We start from the raw sequence: 14,091 nt of genomic DNA, 5'->3' as shown, positions 1-14,091 counted from the left end.
TTTCATAAACACATTGATTATATTGAAAAATCATTATAAAGATACTTATATTGTCTTTTGTTTGAACATCTTGTTTTGAACGGGAAACCTGTTGCAATAAATAATTCATTCAGATGAAAAGGAATACATTAATAAAATTTAAAAACGTTTTAGTATATTAATTATACATTTTGTATAAATATTAATTATCAAAAAAAACTAACTTCTTATTAGGATCTTAACATAAAGGATACATTCCAAATAACAATGGAGATTCTGCTTTATCAATTTCTTTATACGTCATATTTCCCTCTTTACCTGCAACAGCAACTTGTACTTTTTCATTTGTTTTCACATCTTCTGCACCTATTGCACCACCCGCCAATAATCCTGTACTTAACAGACTATCGTGAACAAAAGTTAGAGAGTTATAGAACAAAATATAATGTGTATGTACATACATTTCTTTTAAAAGAAGTTTTGTAGTATGCAACTGAATTAAAAAAATATAGATTTTTATGACTCTTTTTAGGGGATATAGCAAAGTGAGATCTTTTATATGCACATTGCTATACCGAACTAGATTTCAGCATAGTATTTTTTTGCAACACATTGATTTTTTACCAAACACGTATAAAAACCAACAATATGAAAATAAACGACTGGCTAAAATTTTACTTTCAATAAAATAAAAAAGAACCTGCAAATTTGCAGATTCTCCTGATAATGATTTATATGAGTAAGACTCGAAAATATAATACAATGATTCAAAAATAAGTTCAAGTAAATTCAAAGAACCGGCTAGAGTTCGAGTTCTTTCAGAAATGATGATGTTTTCTAGGCTTCGCAAAGTGAGAAAATACAAGAATATAATACATAGAGATTTAGAGAATTTCAATACTTAAATTAGAGGTTATTTTAATGTGATGTAACATCAGCATTTTGAAGGAATAGCAATGAATACCTTATACATCCCCAGTCTACATAACGCTTTATTATCAGTAGAAAGAAAAAGGAAAATCCCTACTTCCACAATAAATCCGCCTTGCTACTCTATTCATTTTTTGATACATTCCTATCCACCGTTTTAAGGTTCTCTTTTGTACTGTGTTAGCCAAAAAATTGTATAAATCATAATTCGTTTTTCTTCCACCTGTTTCACCCTTTCTACACCCTAGTTTTACAAAATAAGAAGTCATCAAAACTTATATTTATTACTTTCTGTTATCTCCTCTCTCTTGTTCTATGCATAGTCTATCTAAATTTTTATTAGCTACTAAAAAAAGAATTTACAGGACGATTAAAAAAAGCCAAGTGCATTGCACTCGGCTTTATGGTCGATTAAACAATTTTACTTCAGACGTATTAAACTGATGTAGATAGTCTTTAGTAGAAGTATAACCTGAATTCATGAGTGTTTTCTTTTCTTCTTCTGTGATATCAAAATTAAACGACGACGTAAAGAATGTATTAATAAATACAGTGCGGGCAGCATCTTCTTTGGTGGTTTTTCCGCTCTCATGACCTTTGATCATGGTTTGAGACAAATTCCATGCAAAATGAATAAGAGAATGGCCAATATGATGTTCTGTTGAGGTTGCGATATGTTTTAACATGGCAACCTCCGCCTGAGATTCTAAACGGAAACCAAGTGTTTCTTTGTTGTAGACAATTTCATCTGTAGGATCAAAGAAAGATGCATTGTATTTCGTGTGTAAGCTTCTTAGTGTAGAATGATCCTCTATATTGCTTATCAGTTTATTAACCTCGTCAATCGTATCTGTGGTCGTGAAGTGTTCTTCTTTATTCACAAAACTTTTCCGATCAAATAAACGAATTGGGTAGTTATCGAGTACACCTCCGTCTACATAATAATCTTTATCCCATTCCACAGATTTAAAAAAGAATGGGATGGACATCGAAATCCGCACAGCAACTACTAACGGGACATCAGGTGTCGTTTCGCGAGAAAACGTACGAAGCTGGTGTGTAGAAACGTTCGTTCCTTGGAAAAACACGTCTTTTCCTGTTTTGTCATACAACTGCTGAAAAGTTGTGTCCTTACTCCCTGTCCACTTTTCAACGATCTTTCCTACCCACTCAGTGAAGAAATCCCCTTTATAGATACCAAAACCATCAAAAAACAAACGAATGTTATCTTGTACAATCGAAAAATCATCATCTTTAAACGCTTTGAAATTCATGTCTTTGTGGATTTTTACAAGATCTGCGAATGGAATGGAAAGACCTAAAAGTAATGCAGTAATCGCTCCTGCTGAAGTCCCTCCAAATCGTTGTATTTCTGGTAAAATCCCTTCTTCATTTAGTGCACGGATGGCACCTATATAAGCGCTTCCCTTTACCCCGCCACCTTCAAATACTAAGTTACGAAATGGATATGCCATTATATACCTCCAATAAAGAAATTTTCGATCTGTTATAGTATCGGAAGTATATTGAAATATATTCCAAATGGTATTAAGAAAGTTTCATGTCCTCCGATACGTATGGCCGAATTATCTTTATTCAATGGATGAATTGTTTGAAAGAGAAGAAATTTGCTTGGAATGGTAATTTAGTAGGATAGGAAACAGGAAACGGAGTGCATCTTTGGATGCACTGAATAATATCCCCTTTTGAAATCGTATATAACGTAACTTCTTTTCCGATGTCCAAGTAAAATCACGAGTAAGAAATCAAGGAATAATCTACATTTCATAAATCCCGCACTCTCTTTAACATACAATTCAGTGAAATAATTTGTTTCAAATACGTAGAAATATGGTTTAACCAGCAATCAATGATCAGGTCTTCTTACCCTAAGTAAACCTAAATCTATTTGTCTCCATACAGAAAGGAATAAATAGTTTTGTTCCTATTCATGAAATAGTACAATATATGCAAAATTACATATCTAATTAATTGCTTTTAATGTTATATTTTAATAGCGATGAATGCTATTATTTCATAAGTTGTCAACAAGCGTTATGTATGTATGAGAAAAAGGAAGGAGCCAAATAGGCCCCTTCCTTTTTCTACTAATAACTAAATTACTCTCTGGTAAAAATTTAAATAGTAATGCTCATTTACAGGCGTCTGATTATGCATTAAACATGCTAACTTTGCTTGCTGTCGGAAAAATTAAAGACGATAGTCAAATATGTCCTTTCATTACTTTATATTGAAATAAATAATGATTCAAAGTTATTTTGTGAAAATTATACAAAAAGTACTAATTCGTCGTTTACCTAACAATAGATAATATAGATAAAGAAAAAATACTAGAGGATATCACAGTGTAGTAGTCTCTAGTATCTTTTCATAGTATTTTAGCGGCTATACAATACGGAGGGATAAAAAAAGGACCTCTTACGGAAAGATAAGAGGTCATCAAAAAGATAAAAATGTTGTATTTGAAACACGCGAGTTTCTAATTCACATCATAACACAATATATTCATATATTCAATATATACATTAAAGATAAGTAATGTATGTTCAAAAAACACATGGAATATTAATTTGTAACAGTATATATTTTCCTCTTTTATTCTATTTCTTCTACAATGCCGTGATTGTAACAAATATCCCTCTTTCTTTTTTGGATGATTACGAATAAAAATACTACATGTTTTCTGTCTCACTTGGAATAAAGCATCATGGTAAAAATACAATGCTGACAAGTAAAATACTTAATACAATCAACCCTATCCCTAACATCATCCATTCACCCTTTTTAGAATTTTAAAATTTAGCCCTTCACTTTCATATACTTCTCTTTTACATGAGCCAGTAAGTCCCTCAGCTTATTCTCTGCAGGGTGTTCTTGATTTTCTAGAACTTCTCTGCCATAGGATGAAAAGTTTTGTGAGCATGCACTAGTTGTTACTTTCAATTTCGCGTATGAGAATGTATGCTCATTTTCTTTACCAATGTTTTCAGTAGTGCTTCCATTTGAACCAACGCGTATACAGCTTTCGTCAAGTTTAGTACGCTTACCTTCCTTGTTAACTGTGTAATATGTGTCATTGACTTCTCCATATTTCATATTAACTGTTGATGTCACTGCGGTCCCGTCTGTAGAAAAAGTAACGACACGAAACTCATCTTCTTCTGGCAACAACTCAGCTCCTGGAACATTATATAGAACCAAAAGGTCTCCTTCGTATGCTTCTGGAATGAGATAAATGGTATCTGTAGTATCTTTTCCGAATCGGACACAACCGCTTAAAAGAATCATAATAAAGATTCCGCAATACATGATAACTTTTCTCATAGAGTCTCTCCCGTTATGTATAAGAATGGTATAGTATGTATTATATAATGCAATATATTTCCTTGGATAGAATAAGTTTCTAGTATGAAATCGGTTTTACTATTGTCATATAAATGATTTATGTCAATGGTTGATTGGCACGAAGAGAAATGGAGTGAATTAATGAGCAGACGTTTTGCATTAACATATGAAAATAAGATTTTGAGAAAGATAATGATTACCGTAAGTATTGTCATACTCGTTTTCATTACAACAGGGTGTGATTCGGTCCAAAATAATCCAAAGGATGTAACGGACATTCCGCTAAACAGCAAACTAGATTCCCTTATTTCAGAAAGTATCATTGCCTGGGATCAAGACAAATTAAATCATACAGAAAAACAATTTGAGACGCGTATAATCTATGGAACTGAAATGAAGGATGAAAAAATGTATGTCTACCTCCATTCCCTCATGCAAGGATATAACCGCGAAACACAGACAGTTCCTCAAGCAGGACATTTACTTCCAATCCGTGTGACAGTCATAAAAAATGGAAATGATTACATCATTGAAGATTACGATGAACCAGGAGATAGTGCTGAAAATGAACCTACTTTGCGCAACATTTTCCCGAAAAAGCATGCGGATGTCGCACCTGCTAAGACATTTTGAATAATCTTTGCAGCTGCTACATCAACGGGTAATTTACTGTATTTCCAATCTAGAGAATCAATTGTCCAATCCCATACTTTTAAAACTAGTGCAATAGATCTTTTTAATTACATACTTAATTTATTTTTTAATGTCCAATATTTTTCTCCATTAGCTTCAAAAGAGAATTCTACCCATCCATTTGGATCTTCACGATAAATAAAGATGGTTGTTCCAGGAGTTACTGTACCAACTTTATTTTCCTCGACAGCTACATCTGGTCTACTTTTAATTTTCAAATTAAATGGATAAGGTACCTGGTAGTAAGTAGCTGATGATACAACATTTGTGCTTGAACCGTCTGCATACATTTTATACGGAATTTCATTTGATAACGCTTCGACATCTAATGTTTCAGGATTCTTTGATAATTTTTTTGCATATGTATAGTCTTCTACACGAAACGGTTTAATACGTTCCATAATGCCTGCAATTTTCTTAGCCCAGCCTTTATCTGATGCATATTTCACATTCATGCCAGTTAATGTTGGCCCGTTATAATATATACCATTTTCTTCCAAATATCTTTCTCGTACATAATTAGCATTATAAGCAATGCTATCGCCGTAGCTTGGTAAATATTTCGCATATTTAAACGGATCTCCATCATATGCACGTAGACCGAATAAATTATGTTTTTGATATGCGATTTCTGATTTTCCGTATCCAGATTCTAAAATCGCATGCGCCGCTAAATAATGAGCACTCACGCCATATTGATTTTGCGCATTGATAAAATCTTGTCCATGTCCAACTAAGGGACTATCTGAATGATATTTTGCAATAAAACTATCAATCTCTTGAGCTGTAATTTTCGAAGCCACTGTTAAATTTAAATCTTCATATGAGGTAGCAGTAATAACCTCTTTTTCATCGTTTAAATTTTGTTGTAACATATCTGTTTTTGCAGTAAGTTGAGCAGCTTCAGCACGTGTTATAAATCTATTTGGTTGCCAACCGTTCTCGGTACCATTAGAAATTTTTAAATCTATTAAAATATTGGCATGTTTTTCTCCCCAATGCCCTTTTAAATCTTCAAATCTAACCTGCTCGTTATGATTTGCTGTGCTTTGTAGTTTATATGCATTTACTAGCATGGTAGCCATAGCAGCACGAGTTACTTTTCCGGATGGATTAAAGATTCCATTACCTTCACCTTTAACAATACCAGCTTTTTCAGCAGCAGCAATATAAGGAGTAGCCCAGTGATTTTGTGAATCTGTAAAAGATGGTTTTGCATTAGGATCAATTTGTATACCTAAAACTTTTGTCATAATCTTTGTAGCCGAAGCTCTGTCTAAGGAGTCATTTGAACCAAAAGTTCCATCTGGATAACCATTTAATACCTGTTTATCAACTAAATAGTTAACGGATTTATCAGCCCATGTAGGAACATCAGGGAATTTATGAGTATCTGCTAAAATATTAGAAGAATAGGATAATATAGCTCCTGCAAGGATACCTGTTGCAATTAATTTGTGCTTCATTAAAATAAACACCTCTACCATTGTATTTATCAAATTGAAATTTTCTATTTTTATATTTACATGTTTGTAATAATAATAAAATCGTATTATCACGCATTCAATTTGATGTAACGAGTATAGTTACTTATATACACAAGTGTCAATGAATTTATTTTACAAAAATGCATAATTTTTACATTATTTTGTAATTGAATTATGTATAAATTTTGTAAAGGACCTTTTGATAGATTTTACCTGAATAAATCTCTTTAGTTGTTAATTTGCCAATCTTTCTTGTTTACTATTAATTAATTAAAAAAAGAATTTTTTTGTTTAAGAGCTACTTTAAAATCTTAAGTTGATGGATGTGTGAATGTACCGCTACTAAAATTCTTGCTTTTAAATCATTATTACTGTATTATATTTACGTATCAATATAAGGATTATATTATATAAAAAGGAATCAAATCTATAAGTAAGATTTAAATCCTTTTCGAAATCAAAAAGACTTTGTCAAAATCTAATATAATTTATGCTTGTCTTTTTAATATGTATCTAGTAAAAACATATTTTTTATCCATAGAATTCTGTTTTCAATGATAGGAATTAGTGTTCTAAACAAGAAACCGTACAAAGTGATCTGAAAAACCTGAGAGATATTGTATGTAGTTTGCTCATCTCCAGGTACTACAATAAAAGAGCCTTACCTTTCTAGGCAAGACTCTACTAGTTTAGTTGTATACTATTTACATGATAACTAAGAAACAGAAAACATATAACACCAAATAACAGCACCCTATTACTCCTCCTACAGCTAATACCTGTTTAACCCAACTCTTAAATTTTTGATTACTGTAAATCGCTTGCACTCTTTCCATATTTCCTCCTATTAAGCAGAACCCTTAAAGACTCTCACCTCGCTATAGTACCATTAAAAAATGAATAATAGAGATCTAATGTATAAATATGCAATATTGCATACGAAAATGTATTGTTATAATTGTAAGCGCTTACTATAATAAGGTTATAAAGATTTATTACATCTTAATACGAAAAAGAGGAGAGAATAATATGGAAATCGCAATGGCAGTTTTAAAATTTATAGGTGGAGCAATCCCATTAATTCAAGAACTACTAAAAGCATTTATGTAAATTCACTATTTAGCAATTATTTATAAAAATTATTATACAAATGATCTGTATATCAAAAATGAATTGGTTTACAGATCATTTGCGTGATCAAGGTCCCTTTAACATGACTAAGGGGCCTTTTTAAAATTTTTAAATAATTAAGGTTACGTCACATCACCATCAAGTTAGCAAAATAAAACGAAACTTTAACTTGATGGTGATGGGGTAACAGTTGTGATTTAGAGATAAGATCAGATTATACAAAGTTTTGCACGTCAGCGATACTGAAAATAAACTTCGCCTTTAGTAGCAAGAATCCCCAATAAAGATAGTCAACTTGCCTATTTAGGAATAAGAGTGTCAATTTAAATGATGCATTCTGAAACACTACTCTTCTTCTAAAATAGCGTAATAATATTCATCCCACCATTCATTCCCATGTGGTATACACTTCCTGAAATAGCCTTCTCTTCTCATTCCAATCTTCTCCATTACTCGATATGATGGGGTATTTTGTGGTTGACATGTAGCTATAATCCTATGTAATTTCATTTCCTTAAAGCCATATTCCAATGTAGCTTGTGCTGCTTCAGAAGCATATCCTTTATTGAAATATTTAGGATTGAACACCCAACCAATCTCATATGTATGCTCACCAAAATATTTATGAAAAACTATATGACCAATCAGAATATCTTTATCAATTAATACTACAGGAAAGTTCTTAGCGTTTTCACCAATGTTTTCATTCACAAAGTTTCTTGTATTTTCTTCAGTAAAAACCCCTTCAGGTATGTATTTCATAACATTGATATCTGATGTATACTCATGAACAGCTTGCCAATCTTTGAACTCAAATTTCCGTATTAATAATCTTTCTGTTTTTATAAACATTTACTTTTCCCCCTCAAAAAATTGCAACTATATTTGAAATCCACATTTAACCCTTAAAACAAAAAGAACTTGTAGGACTCTCTACAAGTTCTTTTTAGTTTAAGGTGAATATACGAGCCAAACAAACTATCTTACAGATTGACTGTAGAAACTTTAGGGGTAATGCTTTGACAAATATATTATATAACAAATATTAACATCCATAGGATTTATTTTTGAAAATTATGTGAATTAAGAAAGGAAGTAGTTTTTTCTTAGCTATTATTATTATTAACTGACGGTATCATTATATTTCATTCTGCAACTTATTTAGAAGAGCTATGTACATTTCGAAGAAGTTCTTCAATAAGTTTTGTTTTTTCATTTACCTTTGTGGCATATGTGAAATCACCATAACAATATGGATACCTAAAATTATTTTTATTTCCACCACAAGTATACATCGCTGGATTTTGATCAACTTTCATCTTAGAAAACTTTTTGGCTGAATCCTCCGAGTGTTGTTTAACTTCTTGACTAGCAACAAAATCAATATAACCTGGCCCCATATTATAGCTTTGAATAATTGTATCCATGCTAACATCTTTTTCCGTTCCATATTTGTACATTTTAGCAAAGTGCTTTACCCCTTGTTTAATGCTCAAGCTTGTCTCTTGAATTTCATTTGGCTTTAATCCAAGTGATTCGGATGACTGCATAGGGTCGTTTCCCTCACCTCTACTCTCTTGATACATAATTCCTAATAAAATTGGTGTTTTCTCTCCTAAATTATATTTTTCTAATTCTTTTTTTAAGGTAGACTCATATTGCAATACACGTTTTTCGGTGGCTAGCGCTTTATTTTGTTGAATATTGGTTTTATGATTAAAATATAGCATTCCAAGTATTGTTCCTAAGCCTAAAATACTAATAAGGAACACTTTTATAATTTGTTTTTTACTTGTATCCTTCATATATTCCTCCTCGTATAAGAAATGCAATTTTTCAAAGGTAATTGGTTATATATAAACTATGTAATGAACATCTATCTCCCACCCTTTTAGACTCATATATCAATACTTTAAGGTTTCAAGTTTAATATAAAAATTTAAAGATAAGGTAAAGATAAGATAAAGATAAAATAAAGGGTATTTTTTAGCGTACTTTAAAAGATATTGCTACAAAGGGATATATGGGACAACTTGTTGATATGAATGGATTTAGTGATAATTGAAAGGTTATTGTACAAGTGATTAATTATGGAGACATCATTCCAGAAGATTTAATCCATCTTTTCAATATGCTTTATATAAAAACCACAACATAACATATAATAAAAAACGGCGAATCCTCCACCTAGGAGAATCCACCATCACAAATAACTGATTATTTCACACCTAGTTTTTTTGCTTTCTTAGGAGTCCCGTCTTCCAGCACTTCCTCCCAAGCTGTTACATCTGGAATATGATGTGATTGCATTTGAAACAGGGCTTTGGGAAGCAGCAGCTGTTCAGCAAAATTTTGATAACTCAACCGCTACAGAAGCGATGAAATAATCCTTATACTCTGTATGGAAAGCTGAGGAACTTGAACAATTATTTACCTATATGAAAGAACAAAAAGAAAAAGGAAAGCCACTCACATTAGCTCGTTTTGATATGAATTTGTTTTATAAATCTTCATTCCGCCCTTATGCAAAAGAATGGTTGCAAAAAGTAAATCCTGAAGTAAAGAGTGAATTTGATACAGCAGTGTCAGAGTTGATTGAACTGGATAGGTATTACCATAAAAATAAAATATATCCCTATGATCGGTTTAAAATGGAGATACAGCCCGTAATTAACAAGTTTGAAAAGGTTAGAATGTTTATTCAGAATCATAAATCTGAATTGATTCAAGTTACACCACATCCTACGTATGATGTGAAAGTCAAAGGTGGCATCTCCTCACCTCACCTAACCTGACAGACTATTCTTTTTATATCCGAGATCAAAAAATGGCACAAAACTTCGCATGGCTAACTGAAATGCAGTATGGAAACAAACTAGCTCCCTTTAACAAGTAATAATTTGTTCTGCACCCATGTTGATAATTCTTCTGGTAATCGGAATGTAACGGAACCATGTTGCTCTTTTATAATGACATAGGGATTGCGGAATTCTTCTTGAATGCCGACTCCAATCACTTGATACAATTTTCTGCACTGACTCGGAAACAATATATTTGGAATGTCTAATGATTCAATTTCATGAAAAGAATGACAGAATCTCACATCCATTGCAAATACCATCAAACCAACTCCCAGCTATACGTAAAACACAATTAGTATACCGGTGAGATCTATGTTACGTGCAGAAATCCCCGTTTTCTCCCCAGACTTATCTACAAGAATAAAAAAGGAAACACAAGATATGTTCCCTTTTCACCATTTGTTTTCTACACTTTTAATTCCAATATTTCTAGATGCTGAATAGATCCGACCCCTGGCAGGTAGACATCTTCCTCCTTCAGCAGGGATACAGAACTTTCCGTTTCTACTAGTGATGGAAGATTGCGCACGCCAAATAATAATACTTTTCCCCTATTGCCCAAATGACGTGGGGTATGCATGGAAATCGTAAGGGTGTTTATGCATGTAATTGTTCCTGTTCTTAAACATTTTCAGGTATCTATTTTTATTATATTTTGCTTTTGTAGTATCTCTTATTTTTATTGTTTGATTGTTATGACTGGCACTTGCTCGTTTTCGGAAATTTCACTGTAACCATAATAAAGTAGAAAAAACAATAAAATAATTGTCCAAATAAATATAAACACTTTATAACTATACTTCATATGAAAAACCTCATTTTCCCTATATAAGTGAATGTACATACACCCTGTAAATCTAATTACATAAATTATCGGATGTTTTAGTAGTAGAGAATCATTAAGTATTAGGAATTGTTATTCATAAACATATCCAAGAATTCTTCAAAAAAAATATCATCTAGGCATTTTAACATTTCATCAAAATGCACAGATGATATTTTGTAAGTTTAGCTTGGTAATGCTTTTTATGTAATGAATTCTTATCTCTATTTCACCTTAATGTTTATATGTACAAGAGTCTGTGTAGCAATTAGGCTGTACTTTAAATATGTACTCAATTGTGTGTGGGAAAGGAAGCACATTTTATTTAAAGTGGTTACTTTAAAGCCCTTAATTAGTTGGTAGTCTTCTTCATTCAGACAGAAAGGAAATTTAAAGTGTGCACGTACTTTCAACTCAGACTTTTTACTACACACACTCCTATACACATAACAACATTTATAGTTTTTTGTAACATTACGGAAATAACAAGAAACAAAAACGAAACATTTATAATAAAATGTAACAAATTAGTAACATTAATGTAACATAACGTGTGTAATCGCACAATACTTTTTTAACTGAAAATCAATAAATTTATGTAAGTACCCATAACGTATTACATATTGTTTGTGAAACCTTTTAATGAACAAGTATAAGTGGATGGCGGGAATCGAACCCGCGGTTGTCGCCGTAAAAGGGCGATGTGTTTGGCCGCTTCACCAATGCGCTGTATTAAATATGTACCGAATGTATCCCTTTGGTACATAAATAGACCTGTAGATAGGAAATGTTCGCTACGTTTATACAATTATGGTCAGAGGTTCTGGAGGCCCCTATTTTGCCCTTAAATTATACCCCCTCGTGGTCGGAATGACAGGACTTGAACCCGCACATTCAACGGAATACTAGATCCACAATCTAGCAAGTCTACCATTTCGCCACAAACTCCATGAAAATAGAAAAAGACCACCGAATGTACTCGATTGTCTTTTTGCCATGCATATCTGCACAAGAAGTGTATACTTCAAACCCTTTAATATTTTTAGCTATGAGCATACTTATAAAACTCTAAAAACTATTTGAAAATCTTTTAGAATCTAACTTTCTTATAATACTATTTGCTATTTCTTCAATATTTTCATTTAGAAAGAAATGATTACCTTCAAAAGAATGAAAAGTACACGTTTTACTTGTGTATCGTTCCCATTTTATTACTTGATCATATGTAGTAAATTCATCATTTTCCCCATTAAATATAAGAAAATCAATATCACATGGTTGTGTATTTTTGTCATGAATATACGTCTCAACGATTTTAAAATCTGCTCTTAGAATAGGGAGGAAAATCTCCATTAATTCTTCTGATTGCAGTACCCCAGATGGTGTACCTCCCATTGCAATAACTTCTCTTTTAAATTGCTCATTAGAAAGATTATGTCGGATATTTTTTATTTTACTATTTGGATGATTTCTACCGGACAAAACAAGAAATTCAGGCGATACGTTTTTAGAATCTTTTATTTTTCTGGCTACTTCATAGGCGATCAAACTTCCCATGCTATGCCCGAATAGAATGTAGGGCGAATCATCTATCTGCATAACTATTTTATTGTAGACATCATTTACTGCCTCTTCCATACTTTGGTACAAGTTTTCTTCAATTCTATATCCTCTACCAGCTAACTCTATCGGGACTACCTCAATATATGGATTAAAGTGATTTTTCCATTTTGCGTAACTAAACGCAGATCCCCCAGCATGTGGAAAGCAAAAAAGTTTAGTCTTCTGCATTGATTTTCTCCTTACTTTCAAATTTGTATATATTTTGGAAAATTGCATAAATGTCTTTAATTATTATCTCTTGCGGAAATTCATCCCTTGTTGCACAAGCAGATAACTTATAATTTGGATCAATGTTATATTGTTTAAAGTAAAAGTTTTTAGGTATATTCTTGTATAAAATTAAAGCTCGTGATTCTTTTTTTATAGAGAATGAATTTAATGGGGTATAAAGCCCTTTTCCAATCGTTTTTATATAGCTTTCTTTTAATGTCCATAAATCATAAAAATAATTAATTTGTTCATCAGAATTCATATTAGATATATCATAAAATTCATCCGCTGAAAAAAATTCTTTTGCTAATTTAAGAGCCTCTATCTCTGAAACCTTTTCTATATCAATACCCACATTAAAATTAGCAGTAGTACAAACCACCCATTCTCCTGAATGTGACAGATTAAAATGAAAGTCAGAAAAATTTTCAACAAAAGGTTTTCCATACTCATTATATTTAAATCTAATTTCTTCATTATTAATTTTATACTTTTGGCAGATTAGAGATCGGATTAGTAAATCCCCTATCAGTGTCCTATTAACGTCGCATGAGTTTAATAAACGCTTCATTCGTTCTTTCTTCTCATTTGAAACCAAGTTACTAAGTTGCTTAAACAAATGACTTTCAATATTCTTTGGTATTTTCACAGCTTGAATGTGTATGATAAATCACTTCCTTTTTTAAAAGATGGCTTCATATATGTGCATTACATAAATTCAAATTAACTTTATTAAATTGCAAATACAATAGAAAAGGTGCATATTTACATATCAATGAAAATATGCACCTTTCCTCAGTAATATCATCAAAGCATTAGTTTCTATTACAAAAAATAGAGAGCATTTACATCATTCTATGAGCAACTCATATAGGTTTCTATGTCTCTATCAAGTAAATTTTCCATTATCCTCTTAAAAAGTAATACTCTTGATATATTCATTATTGCCTACGCTTTATTTGCAGTTATTGGGCTGCCCTTTTCGTTC

General features: G+C 31.9%; 10 protein-coding genes, 1 tRNA gene and 3 pseudogenes. 3 read left to right on the top strand and 11 right to left on the bottom strand.

Features of this window, described 5'->3' with window-relative positions:
* Nucleotides 1-217: 217 nt before the first annotated feature.
* The 3 genes from NST86_RS12725 to NST86_RS12715 form a co-directional block, all read right to left on the bottom strand.
* Nucleotides 218-442 (bottom strand): hypothetical protein, encoded by a 225-nt coding sequence (locus NST86_RS12725; RefSeq protein ID WP_170950653.1) that lies wholly within the window; start codon nt 440-442, stop codon nt 218-220.
* Between the two features lie 868 nt (nt 443-1,310).
* The gene (locus NST86_RS12720) at nt 1,311-2,384 is read right to left on the bottom strand and encodes a patatin-like phospholipase family protein (RefSeq protein WP_000331137.1); all 1,074 of its coding nucleotides are present in this window, start codon (nt 2,382-2,384) and stop codon (nt 1,311-1,313) included.
* 1,345 nt (nt 2,385-3,729) lie between these two features.
* Complete coding sequence (locus NST86_RS12715; RefSeq protein ID WP_061663295.1) at nt 3,730-4,254, bottom strand: DUF6843 domain-containing protein; 525 nt, start codon at nt 4,252-4,254, stop codon at nt 3,730-3,732.
* 162 nt (nt 4,255-4,416) lie between these two features.
* Here NST86_RS12715 and NST86_RS12710 point away from each other — a divergent pair.
* Nucleotides 4,417-4,890: pseudogene (locus NST86_RS12710) on the top strand (peptidase M56); the annotation flags it as partial.
* On the opposite strand, the pseudogene NST86_RS12705 reads toward NST86_RS12710, so the two are convergent.
* Together NST86_RS12705 and NST86_RS12700 are read right to left on the bottom strand one after the other, a co-directional pair.
* Nucleotides 4,878-4,991 (bottom strand): annotated as a pseudogene (locus NST86_RS12705) (polysaccharide deacetylase); the annotation flags it as partial. The pseudogenes NST86_RS12710 and NST86_RS12705 overlap by 13 nt on opposite strands.
* Before the next feature lie 24 nt (nt 4,992-5,015).
* A complete protein-coding gene (locus NST86_RS12700) occupies nt 5,016-6,434 on the bottom strand; it encodes an S-layer homology domain-containing protein (protein ID WP_061663294.1) in 1,419 nt (472 codons plus the stop codon).
* A gap of 945 nt (nt 6,435-7,379) precedes the next feature.
* Here NST86_RS12700 and NST86_RS12695 point away from each other — a divergent pair.
* Nucleotides 7,380-7,565: a hypothetical protein gene (locus NST86_RS12695; protein ID WP_001987408.1), complete on the top strand. Its 186-nt coding sequence runs from the start codon at nt 7,380-7,382 to the stop codon at nt 7,563-7,565.
* 366 nt (nt 7,566-7,931) lie between these two features.
* On the opposite strand, the gene NST86_RS12690 is transcribed toward NST86_RS12695, so the two are convergent.
* Together NST86_RS12690 and NST86_RS12685 are read right to left on the bottom strand one after the other, a co-directional pair.
* Complete coding sequence (locus NST86_RS12690) at nt 7,932-8,438, bottom strand: GNAT family N-acetyltransferase (protein ID WP_000470144.1); 507 nt, start codon at nt 8,436-8,438, stop codon at nt 7,932-7,934.
* 305 nt (nt 8,439-8,743) lie between these two features.
* Nucleotides 8,744-9,391, bottom strand: a complete 648-nt coding sequence (locus NST86_RS12685) for a lysozyme family protein (RefSeq protein WP_016117937.1) — start codon at nt 9,389-9,391, stop codon at nt 8,744-8,746.
* Between the two features lie 471 nt (nt 9,392-9,862).
* Between NST86_RS12685 and NST86_RS12675 the strand changes: the two are divergent.
* Nucleotides 9,863-10,461: pseudogene (locus NST86_RS12675) on the top strand (erythromycin esterase family protein); the annotation flags it as partial.
* Here NST86_RS12675 and NST86_RS12670 read toward each other — a convergent pair.
* The 4 genes from NST86_RS12670 to NST86_RS12655 all read right to left on the bottom strand — a co-directional run bounded on the left by NST86_RS12670 (nt 10,462) and on the right by NST86_RS12655 (nt 13,752).
* The gene (locus NST86_RS12670; RefSeq protein WP_016117935.1) at nt 10,462-10,707 is read right to left on the bottom strand and encodes a hypothetical protein; all 246 of its coding nucleotides are present in this window, start codon (nt 10,705-10,707) and stop codon (nt 10,462-10,464) included.
* 1,224 nt (nt 10,708-11,931) lie between these two features.
* Nucleotides 11,932-11,991, bottom strand: a tRNA-Lys gene (locus NST86_RS12665).
* 347 nt (nt 11,992-12,338) lie between these two features.
* Nucleotides 12,339-13,061: a thioesterase II family protein gene (locus NST86_RS12660; RefSeq protein WP_016117934.1), complete on the bottom strand. Its 723-nt coding sequence runs from the start codon at nt 13,059-13,061 to the stop codon at nt 12,339-12,341.
* Nucleotides 13,048-13,752 (bottom strand): 4'-phosphopantetheinyl transferase family protein, encoded by a 705-nt coding sequence (locus NST86_RS12655; protein WP_033693990.1) that lies wholly within the window; start codon nt 13,750-13,752, stop codon nt 13,048-13,050. The genes NST86_RS12660 and NST86_RS12655 overlap by 14 nt, the downstream gene beginning before the upstream one ends.
* Nucleotides 13,753-14,091: the final 339 nt, after the last annotated feature.

The sequence above is a fragment of the Bacillus sp. FSL L8-0199 genome, assembly GCF_038005705.1.
Taxonomy (GTDB): Bacteria; Bacillota; Bacilli; order Bacillales; family Bacillaceae_G; genus Bacillus_A; species Bacillus_A cereus.
The sequence above is the reverse complement of the archived record's forward strand: the minus strand, read 5'-3'. Positions and strand labels throughout refer to the sequence as shown.

Excerpts from the sequence above, each read along its gene's own strand:
- NST86_RS12725 (WP_170950653.1), bottom strand. The coding sequence starts at position 442 with ATGTATGTACATACACATTATATTTTGTTCTATAACTCTCTAACTTTT.
- NST86_RS12720 (WP_000331137.1), bottom strand. The coding sequence starts at position 2,384 with ATGGCATATCCATTTCGTAACTTAGTATTTGAAGGTGGCGGGGTAAAG.
- NST86_RS12715 (WP_061663295.1), bottom strand. The coding sequence starts at position 4,254 with ATGAGAAAAGTTATCATGTATTGCGGAATCTTTATTATGATTCTTTTA.
- NST86_RS12700 (WP_061663294.1), bottom strand. The coding sequence starts at position 6,434 with ATGAAGCACAAATTAATTGCAACAGGTATCCTTGCAGGAGCTATATTA.
- NST86_RS12695 (WP_001987408.1), top strand. The coding sequence starts at position 7,380 with ATGCAATATTGCATACGAAAATGTATTGTTATAATTGTAAGCGCTTAC.
- NST86_RS12690 (WP_000470144.1), bottom strand. The coding sequence starts at position 8,438 with ATGTTTATAAAAACAGAAAGATTATTAATACGGAAATTTGAGTTCAAA.
- NST86_RS12685 (WP_016117937.1), bottom strand. The coding sequence starts at position 9,391 with ATGAAGGATACAAGTAAAAAACAAATTATAAAAGTGTTCCTTATTAGT.
- NST86_RS12670 (WP_016117935.1), bottom strand. The coding sequence starts at position 10,707 with ATGGTATTTGCAATGGATGTGAGATTCTGTCATTCTTTTCATGAAATT.
- NST86_RS12660 (WP_016117934.1), bottom strand. The coding sequence starts at position 13,061 with ATGCAGAAGACTAAACTTTTTTGCTTTCCACATGCTGGGGGATCTGCG.